The sequence below is a fragment of the Iamia sp. SCSIO 61187 genome (assembly GCF_019443745.1).
In the GTDB taxonomy this organism is placed as follows: Bacteria; Actinomycetota; Acidimicrobiia; order Acidimicrobiales; family Iamiaceae; genus Iamia.
The window spans coordinates 2,910,359-2,927,643 of the sequence record NZ_CP050948.1 but is presented as its reverse complement, the minus strand read 5'-3'; the positions used below and the strand labels follow the sequence as shown (position 1 = coordinate 2,927,643).

Genomic DNA, 17,285 nt, shown 5'->3' with positions numbered 1-17,285 from the left:
GTGCCCACCGACGACGAGACCACCCCCGAGGAGCATGCGGAGGGGGCGACGTCCGACGCCGAGGTCACCGACGCCCTCCCCGACGACCTCGACGTCTCCGGATTCGTCGGCCCCTACGTCTTCCCCAACAACAACCGCCGGCGGGTGCCGGGCTACCTCTACCTGGCGATGGCCGCGGCCTGCGTCGCCTTCTGGGTGTGGCGGCGGGGCGACGACGCCTCGGTCGTGAACGAGGGCCTCCTGTGGGCCGCCGCCGCTCTGGTCGCCGCCGGCGCCTACTGCCTGGCGTCGGGGTTCGACCTCGACGTCGACGAGCAGGACGCCCTGGTCGTGGCCACCCGCACCGTCGGCTTCCCGGTCGGTCACGCCTCGGCCCAGATGGGCTGGCGCGGGCTGCGCAGCCGGCCCACGTGGCGGATCCTCTGCTACTCGGCCGAGAACCCGCCCGAGCGCCGGGCCCTGGTCCTGGTCGACGGGGTCGACGGCGAGGTCATCGACTGGTTCGTCGAGGACAACCCCGAGGACTGGAGCGAGCTCGACGGCGAGCTCACCGGGACCGGCGTCCCCTTCAAGACCGGCGAGTAGGGCCCCGCTCTAGTCGTCGGCGTCGGCCTGCTGGCGGCGGGCCTGCTCCACCAGGTGGTCGGGGAGCGGCTCGTAGCCGGCGGGCTCGACCCGGAACCGACCCCGTCCCCCGGTGAGCGACCGCAGCTCGACGGCGTAGCGGCGCATCTCGGAGGTGGGGACCCGGGCGATGACCACCTGCTCGCCGTCGGCGCCCGCCTCGGCCCCCTCGATCCGGCCCCGTCGGGCGGTGAGGTCGCCCATCACGTCGCCCTGGGCGTCGGCGGGGACGGTGACCTCCACCCGGCTGGTCGGCTCGAGGAGGCTCGGCCCGGCGGCGGCGAGGGCGTCGAGGAGGGCCAGGCGGGCGGCGGCCCGGAACGCCATCTCCGACGAGTCGACGGCGTGCTCCTTGCCGTCGGTGACGGTGACGTGGACGTCGACGACCGGGTGGCCCAGGGGCCCGCCCCGGGCCATCGTCTCCTCGACGCCCTTCTGCACGGCCGAGATGTAGCCCTTGGAGATGGCCCCGCCGACGACGGTGCTGGCGAAGCCGAAGCCCGCCCCCCGCTCGACGGGGGCGACGGCCAGGGTGCACACCGCGAACTGGCCGTGGCCGCCGGTCTGCTTCTTGTGGCGGCCCTCGGCCTGGGCCTCGCCCGTGATCGTCTCCCGGTAGGCGACGGCGACGTCCCCCACGTCGACGCCGACGCCGAACTTCGCCTCCAGCCGCTCCAGGGCGAGACCGACGTGGGCCTCGCCCACCCCGCACAGGAGCGTCTGGTGCGTCTCGTCGTCGCGCCGCACCCGGATGCCGGGATCCTCCTCGACCAGCCGGTGGAGGGCGGGGGCCAGCCGGTCCTCGTCGGCCGGGGTGCGGGCGGAGATGGCCACGGCGTGCACGGCCTCGGGCGGCTCGAGCGGTGCCGCCGCCACCGGACGGCCCCGCGGGGCGAGGGTGTCGCCGGTGAGGGTGGCCGACAGCTTGGCCACGGCGCCGATCTCGCCGGCGATCAGCTCGGTGACCGGCTCCTGGTCGGCGCCACGCACCCGGACGAGGGCGTGGAGCCGCTCGTCGGCGCCCGACCGGGTGTTGACGAGGTGATCGTCGCCCCGGATCGTCCCGCTCAGCACGCGGAACATCGAGAGGTGGCCGACGAACTGGTCGGCGACGGTCTTGAACACGAACGCCAGCGGGGGGCCCTCCGGGTCGGGGGCGATGTCGACGGTGGTGTCGCCGGCGGTGACGGTGATCGGCGGCCGGTCGAGGGGCGAGGGCCCGATCTCGCAGATGAAGTCGGCCAGGCGATCGACGGCGATCTCGGCGGTGGCGGACCCGCAGACGACCGGGAAGACGGTGGCGTCGTCGACCCCGGCGGCGAGGGTGCGCTCGAGCTCCTCGACGCTCGGGACGTCGCCCTCGAGGTAGCGCTCGAGCAGGTCGTCGTCGGCCACGACGATGCCCTCGACCAGGTTGTCGTGGACCCGGTGCTCCTGCTCCTCCATGTCGGCGGGGATCTCCCCCGTCGTCGCCGTGCCCTCGGAGTAGCTGTACGCGGTGTCGCTCAGCAGGTCGGCCACGCCCCGGAACCCGCCCTCGGCCCCGATGGGCAGCTCGAGCGGAGCCACGCCGGCGCCGAAGCGGTCCCGCAGGGCCTCCAGGGTGGCGTCGAACGAGGCCCGCTCGCGGTCGAGCTTGCTGACGAAGACCATCCGGGGGACGCCGTGGGCGGCCGCGGCCCGCCACGCCGCCTCGGTGCCGACCTGCACGCCGTCGACGGCGCTGACGACGAACACGGCCAGGTCGGCGACCCGGAGGGCGGCCTCGACGTCGGAGGCGAAGTCGGGGTCGCCGGGGGTGTCCAGGAGGGTGATGCGGTGGCCCTTCCACTCGAACGGCAGCACCGACAGCGTCACCGAGTGCTTCCGGGCCTTCTCGGCCGGGTCGTGGTCGCTGACCGTGGTGCCGTCCTCGACCGACCCCCGCCGGGAGATGGCCCCGGACAGGTGGAGGAGGGCCTCGGCGAGGGTCGTCTTGCCCGCCCCGGCGTGGCCCACCAGGGCGACGTTGCGGATGCGGTCCGGACCGAACGACGGCATGCGCCCTCCTGGGGGTGGTGGATGGGCCGGAGGGTAGCGAGCGGGATGGGCCGGCGCGGGGGAGTGGTGGGCACGGGCGGGCCCATCGGGCATGCTGGTCGTGGACGGACGCCCTGCTAACTTCTGCAAGCACACCCGTCTCGAGGAGTCCGATGTTCGACGGCCAGTTCCGCAGCCAGGCCGAGGTCCAGCTGCGCCCCATCGGCACGAGCCTCAAGAAGACCGGGATCAAGGCCGACCACCTCACGATCCTCGGGGTCGTCATGGCCGTCGCCACCGGCGTCGCCATCGCCAACGGCGCCCTCCGCCTCGGGCTCCTCCTGCTCGTGCTGTGCGCCGTGCCCGACGTCCTCGACGGCGCCGTGGCCAAGGCGTCCGGCACCGCGTCGCCCCGCGGCGCCTTCTTCGACTCGGTCAGCGACCGGGTCGCCGACTCGTTCATCCTCGGCGGCATGGCCTGGTACCTGTCGTCGCAGCCGGGCGCCGGCCGCATCGCCGTGCTGCCCCTCGCCGTGCTGGCCGCCTCGCTGATCATCAGCTACGAGCGGGCCAAGGCCGAGGCGCTCGGCTACGACGCCAAGGGCGGGGTCATGGAGCGGGCCGAGCGCCTGATCGCCATCGGGCTCGCCGTGCTCTTCCAGCCGGCGATGATCGCCATCCTCTGGGTGATGCTGGTCCTCACCGCCGTCACCGCCGGCCAGCGGTTCGTGAAGGTGTGGCGCCAGGCCAGCACCACGGTGCCCACCAAGGCCACCACCGAGCGCCTCCGGGCCCGCCGCCAAGCGCGCATGTCGCGCACGGCCGCCCGGCGCCAGGGCCGCACCACCGCCCGCGAGCGGTTCGCGGTCCGGGAGCGCAGCTTCCCGGCCCGCCGGCGCGACTCCGACTCCTGACCGCCGCCTCGCGGGTGCGTCGCCCCGACCCGTCCTACCTCGGCTACCGGGCCGGCGCCCTCGCGGCCCGGGCCCTGCCCGGTCCCACCACGCCGTCGGTCGCCCGCCTCATCGGGCGGATCGGCGTGCGCCGCCTCCCCTCGCGGCGGCTGATCATCGAGCGGAACCTCCGTCGGGCCCTCGGCGACGTGCCCGAGGCCCGGATGGCCGACCTCGTCGACCAGGCCTTCGGCTCCTACGTCCAGTACTGGATCGAGTCCTTCCGCCTCCCCGGCACGTCGGTCGAGGACCTCGACCGCGGCACCGTCACCATCGGCTTCGACCACATCGTGGAGGCGCTCGACGCCGGCAGGGGGGCGATCTTGGCCCTGCCCCACCTGGGCGCCTGGGAGTGGGCCGCCTTCTGGCTCACCGCCGTGAAGGGGCACCCGGTCACCGCCGTGGCCGAGGTGATCGAGCCGCCGGAGCTGGCCGCCTGGTTCGTCGGGCTGCGCAACGAGTTCGGCATCGAGGTGGTGCCCTTCGGCCCCGACGCGGCCACCGCGTGCATGCGTGCCCTCAAGGCCAACCGGGTCCTGGCCCTGCCCAGCGACCGGGACCTGTCGGGCACGGGTGTCCCGGTCGACTTCTTCGGCGAGCGGACGACCCTGCCCGGCGGTCCCGCGACGCTGGCGATCCGCACCGGCGCCCCGCTGATCCCGGTGAGCTGCTACTTCGACAACGACCGGCACCTCGGGATCGCCCTCCCCCCGCTCGACACCGCCCGGCGGGGGAAGCTGCGCGAGGACGTGGCCCGGGTGACCCAGGACCTGGCCGACGCCCTCGAGGTGCTGATCCGGCGGGCCCCCGACCAGTGGCACCTGGTCCAGCCCAACTGGCCCTCGGACCACGAGGCCCTCGCCGCCGCCGGTCTCAGCTGACCGATCCGGACCGGCGACACCTGGCCGGCGGGACGCCGCCTGGCCGCCGCGGTCGGCAACGGCACGGATGGTGCCAGGCACCGTTCGTGTTCGACACGGAAGGTGCCTGGCACCATCCGTGGCTCGCCACCTAGGTGGGGGAGCGGTCGGCCTCGGACAGCCAGCGGGGGTTGGCGACCCGGAGGCGGGCGACGACGGCCTGGCGGACGGCGGGGCCGACGTCGTCCTGGTGGACCTCCCCGGCCCGGATGCGGGCGGCCAGCTCGGCCTCGTCGGCGACGCCCAGGGCGGCCAGCCGGCGGGCGTGGGCGGCGTCGTCGGCCGGCGCCGCCTCCACCTCCCGCTGGACGGTGGCGAGGGCCCGGTCGACGACCTTGAGCGAGAAGGCGGGGGCCCCCTCGAGCAGGGGGGCGATCTCGTCGGTGAGGTGGGCCCGCACGGCGTCGAGCAGCTCGACCGCCGTCGGCCGCCCGTGGAGGTCGGGGCGGGCGACGGGCGGTCCCGGGTCGGTGGGCCCGGCGTCGACGCCGATCAGGCCGAGCAGGTCGTACTCGTTCTCGCACACCCGGCGCCCGATGGTGGCCAGCTCCACCGAGCGGACGTGGCCGTCGAGGTGGCGGCGGGCCTGGACGGCGCAGATCAGCCCCCAGGTCAGGGTCCCGGCCGCAGTCCACCAGCGCACGTGGGCGGGGTCGACGGCGACCCCGCGCGCCGCGGTGTAGGCGTCGAGCAGGTCGTCGAGGTCGGCCAGCCCGCCCACCTCGTGGGCGCCCCCGAAGCGCCAGGCCCGGACGCAGAGCCAGCCCAGGTCCTCGAGGGGGTCGCCCCGGTGGGCCAGCTCCCAGTCGAGCACGGCGGTCAGCTCGTCCCCCTCGACCAGCAGGTTGCCGACCCGGAAGTCGCCGTGGACGACGGTGTCGCCCGCCGCCGACGGGGGCGGGCGGTGGTCGTGGAGCCACCGCAGGGCCAGCTCGAAGGCGGGGCGGGCCTCGCCGACCAGGTCGAGCCCGGCCCGCGCCCCGTCGAGGACGTCCTTGTGCTCGAGGGCGGGGTGCTCGTCGACGGGGATGGCGTGGATGGCGGCCAGGGCCCGGCCCATCTGGGCGGCGAGGGCGCGGCGGCCCTCCTCGGTGCGCTCGGCCCGCACCAGGCGGGGGCCGAGGGCCTCGCCCGGGACGGCCTCGGTGATGCGGGCCGGCCCGAGGGCGGGTCCGGCGTCGGCCGCGGCCACGACCGTCGCCGGGACCGGGACGCCGGCCGCCGACGCTGCGGCCAGCAGGGCGTCCTCGACCTCCATCGGCGGCGCCCCCGTGCCCCCGCCCGGCCGCGTGCGCTGCAGGATCAGGTCCCGCCGGCCCGACCCGGAGCCGACCGCGGTGAACGCCCACGTCTCGCGGGACGCACCGCCCGACAGCCGGCGCAGGCCCTCGATCGCCACGTCCTCGCCCCACGCGGCGGAGACCGCCGGGCCCAGTGCATCCGCCAGGTCGTCTGTCGTCACGTCGGGGGACCATAGGGGTCGCATCCCGGCCTCGGGGCCGGCTGTGGCGCCGCGCACCGGTCGGCCCTGCCAGGGATCCGGCGTCGGCCTCCTAGGCTGCGCGCCCGTGCGGATCGGCCTCGTCTGCCCCTACAGCCTCACCATCCCGGGAGGGGTGCAGGCCCAGGTCCTCGGTCTGGGTCGGGCGCTGCGCGCCCAGGGCCACCCGACCCGCGTCCTGGCCCCGTGCGACGGCCCCCCGCCCGACGGGTGGGTGACGCCGCTGGGCAACAGCATGCCGACCGCGGCCAACGGCTCCGTGGCCCCCCTCGCCCCGGACCTGTCGGCCCAGCTCCGCCTGATCCGGGCGGCCAACGACGAGGACTTCGACGTCATCAACGTCCACGAGCCGCTCGGCCCCGGCGTGTGCATCACCACGCTCGTGGTGAAGCCGGCCCCCCTCGTCGGGACCTTCCACGCCGCCGGCGTCTCCGGCGCCTACAAGACCCTCGGGCCGGTCGTGCGGTGGCTGGCCGGCCGGCTCGACCTGCGCTGCGCCGTGTCCGCCGACGCCGAGGACCTGGCCCGCACCCACCTGCGGGGCACCTACGAGCGGGTCTACAACGCCATCGAGATCCCGCTGTTCGCCGAGGCCGAGCCCACCCCGACCGACGGCACGCCGACGATCCTCTTCCTCGGCCGCCACGACGAGCGCAAGGGCCTCGAGGTTCTGCTCGACGCCGTCGCCGACCTGCCCCGCGACATCCGCCTCTGGATCGCCGGCGACGGTCCCGACACCGCCCGCCTGCAGCGGCGCACCTCGGGCGACCCCCGCATCGAGTGGCTGGGCCGCATCTCCGACGCCGACAAGGCGTCGCGCCTGCGGGCCGCCACCGTCTACTGCGCCCCGTCCCTGCGGGGGGAGTCCTTCGGTGTCGTGCTCCTCGAGGCGATGGCCGCGGGCGTCCCCATCGTGTGCAGCGACCTCCCCGGCTACCGCAAGGTGGTCCGGGCCGACGCCGACGCCCTCCTGTTCGCGCCGGGCGACACCGCCGGGCTGGCCCGGGCCGTGACCGCCGTGCTGACCGACCGCGACCGGGCCGCCGCCCTGGTGGCCTCGGGCCGGCAGCGGGCCGAGACGTTCTCCATGGACGCCCTGGCCACCCGGTACCTCGAGCTCTACGCCAAGGTCGTCTGAGGGCGGTCGGCGCCGGCACCACTAGCATCGCGCCGTGGCAACCGTGCTCATCGTCGTCGTCGTGGTGCTCGTCGTCGGCCTGGTGGTGTGGGGCATCGCCTCCTACAACGGCCTCGTCCGGGTCAAGAACCGGGTCGAGTCGGCGTGGGCCCAGATCGAGGTGCAGCTCAACCGCCGCCACGACCTGATCCCGAACCTGGTCGAGACGGTGAAGGGCTACGCCACCCACGAGCAGTCGACCCTCGAGGCGGTCGTCGCCGCCCGCAACCGGGCCGTGGCCGCCGGCTCGCCGGGGGAGCAGGCCGAGGCCGAGAAGGCCGTCACCGGCGCCCTGGCCAACGTCTTCGCCCTCAGCGAGGCCTACCCCGACCTCAAGGCGAACCAGAGCTTCTTGTCGCTGCAGACCGAGCTGAGCGAGACCGAGGACCGCATCGCCTACGCCCGGCAGTACTACAACGACTCGGTCAACCAGTACAACGACAAGATCCAGAGCTTCCCGGGCGTGCTGATCGCCCGCCGGGTCGGCTTCGGGCCGCGGGAGTACTTCCAGGCCGAGGGCGACGCCCGCGGCCCCGTGGCGGTCGACTTCTGAGCATGGACGACGCCCTCGAGCTGAACGAGGCCCGCGCCCGGAAGCTGGTCGCGGTGCCGGCTGCGACTGTGGCGATCGCGTACGCAGTGGTCGGCGTCGTGGTCTCCCTCGTCGTCGGCTACCCGCTGACCGCCCTCTTCTTCGTCGTCACCGCTGTCGGCCTCTTCATCACCCTCTCGATCAACGTCAAGCAGCGGGCCCCCGCCGTGGCCCTGGCCGCCACCGGCAGCCACCCGGTCACCGAGGCCGACGAGCCCCGGCTCCACAACCTGGTCGAGGGGCTCTGCGTCGGCATCGGCCTGCAGCCGCCCCGGCTGCGGGTGGTCGAGGACGCCACCGCGAACGCCCTGGCCGTGGCCCGGTCGGTCGACGACGCCGACCTGGTCGTCACCCGGGGCCTCCTCGACCGGCTCTCGCTGGTCGAGCTGGAGGCGGTCCTGGCCCACGAGCTGGCCCGCATCCGCCGGGGCGACGCCTTCGTCGGCGTCCTCGCCGGGCCCGTGCTCGGCGGCGGGGGCCAGGTCTTCCCGGCGACCGTCATCGCCCCGATCACCCGGGCGATCGTCGGCCGGGGCGAGCCGATCGAGTCCTGGTCGGACCTGGCCGCGGTCGAGATCACCCGCTACCCGCCGGGCCTGGTCGCGGCGCTGGAGAAGATCGCCGAGGCCGACCCGTCGGCGGCCCCGCCGGCCGAGCCCTCCGTGGCCCACCTGTGGATCCACGGGGCCCGCCCCGAGGGGCCCTACGGCGAGGCCCTCAGCCGGGTCTACGAGGCGCCTCCACCGGTGGGCCAGCGCATCGAGGTGCTCGAGGAGCTGTGAGGGCCCGGCCGGCCCTGGCCTCGGCCTGGGCCTGGATCAACGCCACGCTGCTCCGCCAGGTGGTCGGGGGGCTGGGCCTGGCCACCCTCATCATCGGTGCCGTCGTGGTCGTCGGTGCCGGCGACACCGCCTCCGACGAGGCCACCGGCCCCGGCCGGGGCACCACCACCACCAGCACGGCCGCACCGGAGCCGGGCGAGCCCACGACGACCTCCGCCGCCGCCCCGAGCACCGCCCCACCCACGATCCCGCCCCCACCCGCGCCCGAGGAGCTGCGGTTCCTCCCCGAGGACCAGCCCGACGGCGGCTCCGTCGCCCCGCTCACGGGACTGCCGGTGCTCGACCCCGCCGCCCTCGGCCGACCGGCGCTGGCGGTGAAGATCGACAACCTCGACGTGCCGGGCGAGACGGCGGTGCCCCAGACCGGCCTGGCCCACGCCGACGTGGTCGTCGAGGAGGTGGTGGAGGGGGGCATCACCCGGTTCGTCGCCGTCCTCCACTCGACCGACGCCCCCGAGGTCGGCCCCGTCCGCTCGGCCCGCACGACCGACGTCAACCTGCTGCCGATCCTCGGGCGGCCGCTCTTCGCCTACTCGGGGGGCAACCCCGGCGTGCTCGGTGCCGTGGCCGCCTCCCCCTTCCTCGTCGACCGGGGCGGCGAGTGGGCACCGGCCTACGTCCGCGTCGGTGCCCGGCGCGCCCCCCACAACCTGTACCTCCGGCCGTGGGAGGTCTGGGCCCGCCCCGACGGGGCCAGCACCCCGCCCGTGCTGGCGCCGTTCCGACCACGGGGCACCGGGTCGCCGGCGGGCGAGCCCGTGCGGGGCGTCGACCTGGCGTTCTCCGGCGCCGCCGCCGCCCGGGTGACCTGGAGCTGGCTGCCCGACCACGGGCGCTGGGTGCGGCACCAGCGGGGCCGCCTCCACGTGGACGGCGACGGCTACGCCATCGGGCCCCGCAACGTGGTGGTCATGGTCACCGACTACGGCGCCAGCCCGGCCGACCCCCGCTCGCCCGAGGCGGTGAGCGTCGGGAGCGGCCCGGCGACCGTCCTCACCGACGGGAAGGCGATCGACGGTCGCTGGGTGCGCCCGTCGCTCGACGCACCCCTGGTGCTCGTCGACGGCGCGGGCGAGCCGATCACCCTGTCCTCGGGCCGGACCTGGATCGAGATGGTCCGCCCGGGCACGGCCACCGTCATCCGATGAGGGCCCGATTGGCCGGCGCCCTGAGCCGGTGCGAGCATGGCGAGGTGACGACCCTTCCCACGGTCACCGCCGACCCGGCCGCCCCGGCCGCCGCCCCCGGCACCGCCGGCGCGGCCCGCCCGGTCGTGGCGCGCCGCCCCGCCGACGTCTTCATGCGCCGGCTCCTGCGGGTCCGCGACGCCCAGCCCCGCCTCGGCGAGGAGGCGCTGCGCAGCGCCTTCAGCCGGTCGATCTTCGTGTCGGCCATCCGCTGCGTCATCACCTACCTGCTCATCCCGTTCCTCGGCCCCGTCCTGGGCCTGGCCGCCGGGGTGGGACCGCTGCTCGGCATCCCCATCGGGCTCCTCGCCGTGGTGTTCAACGTCAAGAGCATGCGGCGCTTCTGGCAGGCCGACCACCGGTACCGCTGGCACTACACCGCCGTCGGGGGCACCGTGATCGCCATGCTCGCGGTCCTCATCGCCCTCGACCTCGCCGAGCTCATCGCCGCGTGATCGCGCCGCGATCTGGTCAGGGGCGTCGACGGCCCTCGAGCCGCAACCGATCGTGGGCACTTCGCGTTGCCTGCCCGCTCTTGTCGCCTCCTTCGTCGGCGACGGGCCGCTCGGGCCCCGGGCTCGCCTGGCGGCTCGCCCTCTGACATGGCGGCGCCGGGAGAGACGATCGTCTCCCGGAGCCGCCTGGGCCGCGCCGGGTGGGTGACGTTCGGTTGCGGCGCCGTGGGCCTCGGCGCCCTCGGGATCGTGGTCCCCGGGCTCCCCACCACCGGGTTCTTCGTCCTCGCCGCCTGGGCCTTCTCGCGGTCGAGCCCCCGGCTCGAGCAGTGGGTGCTCGACCGACCGGGCGTCGGGCCCCTCGTCCGCGACTACCGGGCCGGGCTGGGGATGCCCCGCCGGGCCAAGGTCGTGGCCATCACCATGCTCGTGGTCTCGTGCGGGCTCAGCGCCGCCCTCGGCGTCGACCGCCCGGCCGTCCGGCTGGCGATCGTCACCCTGGGCGCCGTCGGCGTGGCCTGGATCCTCTGGCGCGTCCCCACGAGGGAGACCGTCCTGGCCCGTCGGCGCCCTCCGTCCTGACCGTCCGGCCAACCCCAGGGCGCGGGGAGGCACGTGCGGGTCGGCAGAAGCCGAGGTGGACCGATCCTCGGGCCATTCGGGCTTCGGGGATCCGCGGGAGCGGTCGTAGACTGGCGGCATGACCGACACGCCCCGCGCTGCGTCCGCCCCGCCCGAGACGGGGACGTTCCGCGTCAAGCGGGGCCTGGCCGAGATGCTGCGGGGCGGCGTCATCATGGACGTCGTCGACCCCGAGCAGGCCAAGGTGGCCGAGGACGCCGGCGCCGTGGCCGTGATGGCCCTCGAGCGGGTGCCGTCCGACATCCGGCGCGACGGCGGCGTGGCCCGCATGAGCGACCCCGAGATGATCGAGGGCATCAAGGCGGCGGTGACCATCCCGGTCATGGCCAAGGCCCGCATCGGCCACTTCGTCGAGGCCCAGATCCTCGAGGCCTTGGGCGTCGACTTCGTCGACGAGTCCGAGGTCCTGACCCCCGCCGACGAGACCCACCACATCGACAAGTGGTCGTTCACCGTCCCCTTCGTGTGCGGTGCCACCAACCTGGGCGAGGCCCTGCGGCGCATCTCCGAGGGCGCCTGCATGATCCGCTCCAAGGGCGAGGCCGGCACCGGCAACATCGTCGAGGCGGTCCGCCACCTGCGCACGATCCTCGGCGACATCCGCAAGCTCACCCAGGCCGACCCGGCCGAGCAGTTCGAGTGGGCCAAGCGGCTCCAGGCGCCGCTCCCGCTGGTGCAGGAGATCGCCGCCACCGGCGCCCTCCCCGTGCCGCTGTTCTGCGCCGGCGGCATCGCCACCCCGGCCGACGCCGCCCTCGTCATGCAGCTCGGCGCCGAGGCGACCTTCGTGGGCTCGGGCATCTTCAAGTCCGACGACCCGGCCCGCCGGGCCAAGGCCATCGTCGAGGCCACCACCCACTTCCGCTCGGCCGAGATCCTGGCCAAGGTGTCGCGCGGGCTCGGCCCGGCCATGCCCGGGCTCGAGGTCGGGTCGCTGGAGACGACGTTCGCCGACCGCGGTTGGTGAGCGGGGGCCGGAAGGTCGGCGTCCTCGCCCTCCAGGGCGCCGTCCGCCCGCACCTCGACGCCCTGGTCGCGCTCGGCGCCACGCCGCTCGAGGTCCGCACCCCGGACGACCTGGCCGGCGTCGACGGGCTCGTCCTGCCCGGGGGCGAGTCGACCACCATGTCCCGGTTGCTCGACACCAGCGGCCTGCGCGGACCGCTCGGCGAGCGCCTCGCCGGCGGGATGCCGGCCCTCGGCACCTGCGCGGGGATGATCCTGCTGGCCACCGAGGTCCTCGACGGCCGGCCCGACCAGCGGAGCCTGGGCGCCGTGGACATCCGGGTCCGCCGCAACGCCTTCGGCCGCCAGGTCGACTCCTTCGAGGCCGACCTGGAGGTGGCCGGGGACGACGTCCCGCTCCATGCCGTCTTCATCCGGGCGCCGGTGATCGAGGAGGCTGGCCCCGAGGTCGAGGTGCTGGCCGCCGTGGCCGACCGCCCGGTCCTGGCCCGCCAGGGGCCGGTGATCGTGGCATCGTTCCACCCGGAGCTGACCGACGACCTGCGGCTCCACCAGCTGTTCCTGTCCACCTTCGAGGAGTAACCAGATGTCGGGCCATTCCAAGTGGGCCACGATCAAGCACAAGAAGGGGGCCGCCGACGCCAAGCGCGGCAAGCTCTTCGCCAAGCTGATCCGCCAGGTCGAGGTGGCCGCCCGCCAGGGCGGGGGCGACGTCGACTCCAACCCGACGCTGCGGACGATGTACCAGAAGGCCCGCGACGCGTCGGTCCCGCTCGACACGATCGACCGGGCCGTCAAGCGGGGCACCGGCCAGCTCGAGGGCGTCATCTACGAGCAGATCACCTACGAGGGCTACGCCCCCCACGGGGTGGCCCTGCTCATCGAGGTCCTGACCGACAACCGGAACCGGACCGGCCCCGAGATCCGGACCACCTTCAACCGGGCCGGCGGGTCGATGGCCGAGCCCGGCGCCGTCGCCTGGCAGTTCGAGCGCAAGGGGATCGTGATCGTCGACCGGGCCGCCGACGAGGACGAGCTGATGCTCGCCGCCCTCGACGCCGGGGCCGAGGACATCGCCGACGACGGCGCCGCCTGGCGGGTCACGACCCCGCCCAGCGACACCAACGCCGTGCGCACCGCCCTCGAGGAGGCCGGCTTCGCCGTCGAGTCGTCGGACCTGGTGATGGAGGCGGCCAACCTCGTGCCGCTGGACGACCCGGGCGCGGCCAAGTCGGTGCTCGCCCTCATCGACGCCCTCGAGGACAACGACGACGTCCAGGCCGTCCACGCCAACTTCGACATCTCCGACGACGTGTTCGCGACGCTGGAGGTCGGGTGAGCGTGGTGACCCCGCGACCCGTGGTCGCCGGGCCCAAGGTGGGCGACGTGGCCCCCGACTTCACCCTCCCGGGCGTCGAGGGAGGTGAGGTCCGGACCTGGTCGCTCTCGGAGCTCCGGGGCCAGCCCGTGGTGCTCGTCTTCTACCCGGGCGACGGGACCCCCGTCTGCACCCGCCAGCTCGTCACCTACACCGACGAGATCGCCACCTTCGCCGACGTCGGCGCCCAGGTGCTGGCGATGAGCCCGCAGTCGGTCGAGAGCCACGAGGCCTTCGCCGCCGACCACGGGGGCTTCGCCTTCCCGCTGCTGGCCGACGAGGACAAGGCCGTCGGCCTCCGCTACGGCATCGTCGGCCCGCTCGGCTTCTACCGGCGGTCGGTGTTCGTCATCGCCCCCGACGGCACCGTCGGGTGGATCCACCGTGCCGTCGCCGGCCTCTCCTTCCAGCCCAGCGAGGAGATCGTCGCCGCCGTCGCGGCCATGACCGCGTCGTAGGTCGCCGCCCTTCGCCCACCGCCGCGATGGGCCGGGCCCTTCGCTCGGCTCGGAACTCGCTTGGAGCGCGGCGGCGCCGCGTGTGACGGTCCGGCCGTGCTCGACGATCACTTCGCCGGCGAGGTCGCGGCTCGCTACGACGCCACGCTCGGAGCGATGGGCTCGCCCGAGGTGCTCGGCCCGACCGTGGACCTCCTCGCTCACCTGGCCGGCGACGGCGCCGCCCTCGAGCTGGCCATCGGGACCGGGCGGGTCGCCCTGCCGCTCGCCGCCCGCGGCGTGCCGGTCAGCGGCGTCGACCTGTCGCCCGACATGGTGGCCCGCCTGTGGGCCAAGCCGGGGGGCGATGCCGTCTCCGTCACCATCGGCGACATCGCCACGGTGCGCGTCGGGCGGACGCATCGGCTGGTGTACCTCGTCTACAACACGATCGGGAACCTCGAGACCCAGGACCGGCAGGTCGCGTGCTTCGCCACCGCCGCCGCCCACCTCGAGCCCGGGGGCCGCTTCGTGGTCGAGGTCGGTGTCCCGGACCTCCGCCGGCTCGTCCCGGGCCACGATGCGGTCGTGTTCGCCCACGCCCCCGGCTACGTCGGCATCGATCGCTACGACGATCTCGTCGCCCAGCACGCCGTCTCCCACCACTTCGTGGCCGACGGCTCCGGGGCGCGCGAGGTCCGGACGCCGTTCCGCTTCGTGTGGCCCTCGGAGCTCGACCTGATGGCGCGCCTGGCCGGGCTCGAGCTGCGCCATCGGTGGGCCGACTGGACGCGGGCGCCGTTCACCGCCGACAGCCCCTCGCACGTGTCGGTCTGGCAGAAGCCGGCCTGAGCGGCCAGCCGGCCCCGGCGCTCACCGACGCGTCGTCCCCGGCCCAGGGCCTCGCCGTCCGTCCTCGACTCGGATGTGCACCCATGCGGTGCAGGTCCGTGCTGGGTCGGGCTCAGATGCCGTCGGCGACGCCGAGGAGGCGGGAGCGCTGGACCTTCTGCATGCCGCGGGAGAGCGAGACCAGGGCGACGAGCCAGGCGAGGGCGCCCATGTACAGCCCCAGCGAGGCGGCGCCGAAGAGCGAGCCGGTGGCCTGGCCGTAGGCGATGCCGATCAGCGGCAGCGTCACCAGGCCCGACGCCTGCTGGGCGGCGGCGGTGGACTTCACCCGGGCCGAGAGGCGCAGGACGATCGACAGCGTGATGGCCAGGAACGGCGGCAGGACCCACAGCACCATGACCCACCACTGGCCGGTCGGGAAGAACCAGCCGCCCACCTCGGGGCCGACGAGCAGGTTGACGATCAGCGAGTAGGCGCCGAACCCGACGAAGGTGGTGATGTAGCCGGGGATGATGCTGGCGATGACCTTGCCCAGGTAGATCTCGCGGGCGGCGGCGGGGGAGTGGGCCAGGAACTCGCCGGTGCCCCTCTCGCGCTCGCCGACGAGGCTGGCGGCGCCGACCGCGGTCGAGATGGTGAGGGGCACGACGATCGCCACCGGCGCCAGCAGGAACACGGCCAGGGCGTAGGAGGTCCGCCCGGCGGGTGACGCGTCGGGGATCGCCTGCTGGGTCGACTGGGGCAGGACGTCGATGGCGCGGGACACCTTGTCCACGACCTGGACGTCGCCGATCTGGGTGATCGTCAGGAACAGGACGGTCGGGACGACGACGAAGAAGAGGCTCCCGAGGATCACCATCGGGAACCAGAAGTCCTTGGCCTGGGCGAGCTGCTTGAGCTCGGTCCGGACCACGATGCGGACGCGCTTGAGGTCCATCAGACCGATGCCTCCTGGGCAGGGTGCTGCGCCTGGGCGACAGCGTCGGGCGGCGGGGCCACCGCGAGGGGGTGGGGGGCGTCGTCGCGACCGAGGGCGTCGGCGTCGCCGGTCGCCAGGTGCGGACGACGGACCGCGAAGTACAGCTCCTCGAGGGAGCGCTCGTGCGGGGCCACCTTGGTCAGCCGGGCGCCGCGGGTGGTGAGGGCGAGCACCACCTCGGGGACCCGCTGGAGGTGGTCGATGTCGACGTCGACCTCGGCGGGGACGTCGGGGACCGGGACCACCCGGCGGACGCCGGGGAGCGAGGAGAGGTCGTCGAGCATGGCGGGGTCCTCGACGCCGAGGCGGACGGTGTCGTCGGGCCAGTAGCGGCGGATCAGGTCGTCGGGCGGGCCGGCCGCGATGTCCTGGCCGGCCTCCATGACGACGACCTGCTCGGCGAGGCCCTCGGCCTCGAGCAGGAGGTGGGTGCACATGACGACGGTGGTGCCGTCGGCGGCCATGTCCTTGATGAGCTTGAGGACGGCCTGGCTCGACTCGGGGTCGAGGCCGGAGGTGGGCTCGTCGAACAGCAGCAGGTCGGGGCGGTGGAGCACCGAGCGGGACAGGGCCAGCCGGGTCTTCATGCCCGTCGAGTAGCCGCCGACCTGGGCGTCGAGGCTGCCCTGGATGCCGAAGCGGGTCGCCGCCTCGACCACCCGCTCCTTGGTCTCGTCGGTCCAGCCCAGCCCGTAGAGCTCGGCCGCGTAGCGCAGGTTGTCGAAGCCCGAGAGCCGGTCGTACAGCGCCGGCTTGGCCGAGACCACACCGCAGCGGCGACGCACCTCCTGGCCCTGGACCTTGTCGTCGGGGTCGAGGCCGAACACCCGCACGGTGCCGCTGTGGACGCCGAGCGCCCCGGTGATCATCCGGATGGCGGTCGTCTTGCCGGCCCCGTTCGGGCCGAGGAGCACGGTGATCGTCCCCCGGTCGACGCGCAGGCTCAGGTCCCGCAGGGCCTCGACGCGCGCGAAGCGCCGGGAGATGTGCTCGAGGAGCACCACGGGCTCGGCGGGCGCGGCGGAGGTGAGGGGCTGGTCGGGCGGGGCCATCCCGTCCCTCATCGGTCGTCGTGCCCCCGTTCGTGAGGGACGGGGAGGTGGGAGGCCCGGGGGCCGCCGGCCGGTCGGGCGCCGTCGGGTCACGCGGCATCGGTGCGCCGCCCGTGGCCCGGTCGGGATCCGCCCGGGCCGGGGTGCGCTCGGCGCGCCGGGCGACCGCCTAGGCTCCGAACCCATGTTCGTCCTCGGCATCGATCCCGGGCTGTCGCGGTGCGGCTACGCCTGCGTCGAGGCCGTCCCGCGGGGCCGGTCCCGGGCGCGAGCCATCGGCGTGATCCGCACCGACGCGCAGGCGCCCCTGCCGGCCCGGCTGGCCGAGCTCCAGGCCGAGATCGTCGCCCTGCTGGACGAGACGCGGCCCGCGGTGGTCGCCGTCGAGCAGGTGTTCTTCCAGGTCAACGTGCGCTCGGCCATGGCCACCGGCCAGGCCAGCGGTCTGGCCATGGCCGCCGCCCACCGCGCCGGCGCCCAGGTCGTCCAGTACACGCCCACCCAGGTGAAGCAGGCCGTGGCCGGCGACGGCCGGGCCGACAAGGACCAGGTCGGGCGGATGGTCCAGACCCTGCTGGGCCTGGACCGGGTCCCCGAGCCGGCCGATGCCGCCGACGCCGCCGCCCTCGCCCTGTGCCACCTGGCCCACTCGCCCCTGGCCCGCGCCGCCCTCGGCGCCGGCCGCCCCTGACCCCGCACGAGGAGCAAC

General features: G+C 74.8%; 19 protein-coding genes. 15 read left to right on the top strand and 4 right to left on the bottom strand.

Features of this window, described 5'->3' with window-relative positions:
• Nucleotides 1–585, top strand: coding sequence for a hypothetical protein (locus tag HC251_RS13935; protein ID WP_219941211.1), 585 nt, complete (start codon nucleotides 1–3; stop codon nucleotides 583–585).
• A gap of 9 nt (nucleotides 586–594) precedes the next feature.
• Here HC251_RS13935 and fusA read toward each other — a convergent pair whose 3' ends face one another.
• Nucleotides 595–2,664, bottom strand: coding sequence for an elongation factor G (fusA, locus tag HC251_RS13930; RefSeq protein WP_219941210.1), 2,070 nt, complete (start codon nucleotides 2,662–2,664; stop codon nucleotides 595–597).
• Between the two features lie 152 nt (nucleotides 2,665–2,816).
• Here fusA and HC251_RS13925 point away from each other — a divergent pair, with 152 nt between their 5' ends.
• Together HC251_RS13925 and HC251_RS13920 are read left to right on the top strand one after the other, a co-directional pair.
• The gene (locus tag HC251_RS13925) at nucleotides 2,817–3,557 is read left to right on the top strand and encodes a CDP-alcohol phosphatidyltransferase family protein (protein WP_219941209.1); all 741 of its coding nucleotides are present in this window, start codon (nucleotides 2,817–2,819) and stop codon (nucleotides 3,555–3,557) included.
• 14 nt (nucleotides 3,558–3,571) lie between these two features.
• Nucleotides 3,572–4,477, top strand: coding sequence for a phosphatidylinositol mannoside acyltransferase (locus HC251_RS13920; RefSeq protein ID WP_219941208.1), 906 nt, complete (start codon nucleotides 3,572–3,574; stop codon nucleotides 4,475–4,477).
• A gap of 130 nt (nucleotides 4,478–4,607) precedes the next feature.
• Here the strand turns inward: HC251_RS13920 and HC251_RS13915 are convergent, their stop codons facing one another.
• A complete protein-coding gene (locus HC251_RS13915; protein ID WP_219941207.1) occupies nucleotides 4,608–5,978 on the bottom strand; it encodes a phosphotransferase in 1,371 nt (456 codons plus the stop codon).
• A gap of 106 nt (nucleotides 5,979–6,084) precedes the next feature.
• Here HC251_RS13915 and HC251_RS13910 point away from each other — a divergent pair, with 106 nt between their 5' ends.
• The 11 genes from HC251_RS13910 (at nucleotide 6,085) to HC251_RS13860 (ending at nucleotide 14,545) form a co-directional block, all read left to right on the top strand.
• Entirely contained in the window at nucleotides 6,085–7,155 is a 1,071-nt protein-coding gene (locus HC251_RS13910) for a glycosyltransferase family 4 protein (protein ID WP_219941206.1), read from the top strand.
• Between the two features lie 34 nt (nucleotides 7,156–7,189).
• Complete coding sequence (locus tag HC251_RS13905) at nucleotides 7,190–7,747, top strand: LemA family protein (protein ID WP_219941205.1); 558 nt, start codon at nucleotides 7,190–7,192, stop codon at nucleotides 7,745–7,747.
• A gap of 2 nt (nucleotides 7,748–7,749) precedes the next feature.
• Complete coding sequence (locus HC251_RS13900) at nucleotides 7,750–8,568, top strand: M48 family metalloprotease (protein ID WP_219941204.1); 819 nt, start codon at nucleotides 7,750–7,752, stop codon at nucleotides 8,566–8,568.
• Entirely contained in the window at nucleotides 8,565–9,776 is a 1,212-nt protein-coding gene (locus HC251_RS13895) for a DUF3048 domain-containing protein (RefSeq protein ID WP_219941203.1), read from the top strand. The genes HC251_RS13900 and HC251_RS13895 overlap by 4 nt, the downstream gene beginning before the upstream one ends.
• 44 nt (nucleotides 9,777–9,820) lie before the next feature.
• A complete protein-coding gene (locus HC251_RS13890; RefSeq protein WP_219941202.1) occupies nucleotides 9,821–10,270 on the top strand; it encodes a hypothetical protein in 450 nt (149 codons plus the stop codon).
• A 147-nt stretch (nucleotides 10,271–10,417) separates the two neighbouring features.
• Nucleotides 10,418–10,852: a YbaN family protein gene (locus HC251_RS13885; protein WP_219941201.1), complete on the top strand. Its 435-nt coding sequence runs from the start codon at nucleotides 10,418–10,420 to the stop codon at nucleotides 10,850–10,852.
• 118 nt (nucleotides 10,853–10,970) lie between these two features.
• Nucleotides 10,971–11,879, top strand: a complete 909-nt coding sequence (gene pdxS, locus HC251_RS13880) for a pyridoxal 5'-phosphate synthase lyase subunit PdxS (RefSeq protein ID WP_219941200.1) — start codon at nucleotides 10,971–10,973, stop codon at nucleotides 11,877–11,879.
• Nucleotides 11,876–12,460 (top strand): pyridoxal 5'-phosphate synthase glutaminase subunit PdxT, encoded by a 585-nt coding sequence (gene pdxT, locus HC251_RS13875; protein WP_219941199.1) that lies wholly within the window; start codon nucleotides 11,876–11,878, stop codon nucleotides 12,458–12,460. The genes pdxS and pdxT overlap by 4 nt, the downstream gene beginning before the upstream one ends.
• 4 nt (nucleotides 12,461–12,464) lie before the next feature.
• Nucleotides 12,465–13,217, top strand: coding sequence for a YebC/PmpR family DNA-binding transcriptional regulator (locus HC251_RS13870; RefSeq protein ID WP_219941198.1), 753 nt, complete (start codon nucleotides 12,465–12,467; stop codon nucleotides 13,215–13,217).
• Nucleotides 13,218–13,222: 5 nt separating this feature from the next.
• Complete coding sequence (locus HC251_RS13865) at nucleotides 13,223–13,714, top strand: peroxiredoxin (RefSeq protein ID WP_255566412.1); 492 nt, start codon at nucleotides 13,223–13,225, stop codon at nucleotides 13,712–13,714.
• A 156-nt stretch (nucleotides 13,715–13,870) separates the two neighbouring features.
• Nucleotides 13,871–14,545 (top strand): class I SAM-dependent methyltransferase, encoded by a 675-nt coding sequence (locus tag HC251_RS13860; RefSeq protein WP_219945707.1) that lies wholly within the window; start codon nucleotides 13,871–13,873, stop codon nucleotides 14,543–14,545.
• 112 nt (nucleotides 14,546–14,657) lie between these two features.
• Here the strand turns inward: HC251_RS13860 and HC251_RS13855 are convergent, their stop codons facing one another.
• Complete coding sequence (locus tag HC251_RS13855; RefSeq protein WP_219941197.1) at nucleotides 14,658–15,482, bottom strand: ABC transporter permease subunit; 825 nt, start codon at nucleotides 15,480–15,482, stop codon at nucleotides 14,658–14,660.
• Nucleotides 15,482–16,576 carry an ABC transporter ATP-binding protein gene (locus HC251_RS13850; protein WP_219941196.1) on the bottom strand — a complete coding sequence of 365 codons (1,095 nt, stop codon included), beginning with the start codon at nucleotides 16,574–16,576 and terminating at the stop codon, nucleotides 15,482–15,484. The genes HC251_RS13855 and HC251_RS13850 overlap by 1 nt, the downstream gene beginning before the upstream one ends.
• 184 nt (nucleotides 16,577–16,760) lie before the next feature.
• On the opposite strand from HC251_RS13850, the gene ruvC reads away from it, so the two are divergent.
• Nucleotides 16,761–17,267, top strand: coding sequence for a crossover junction endodeoxyribonuclease RuvC (gene ruvC, locus HC251_RS13845; protein WP_219941195.1), 507 nt, complete (start codon nucleotides 16,761–16,763; stop codon nucleotides 17,265–17,267).
• The last annotated feature ends 18 nt before the right edge of the window (nucleotides 17,268–17,285 follow it).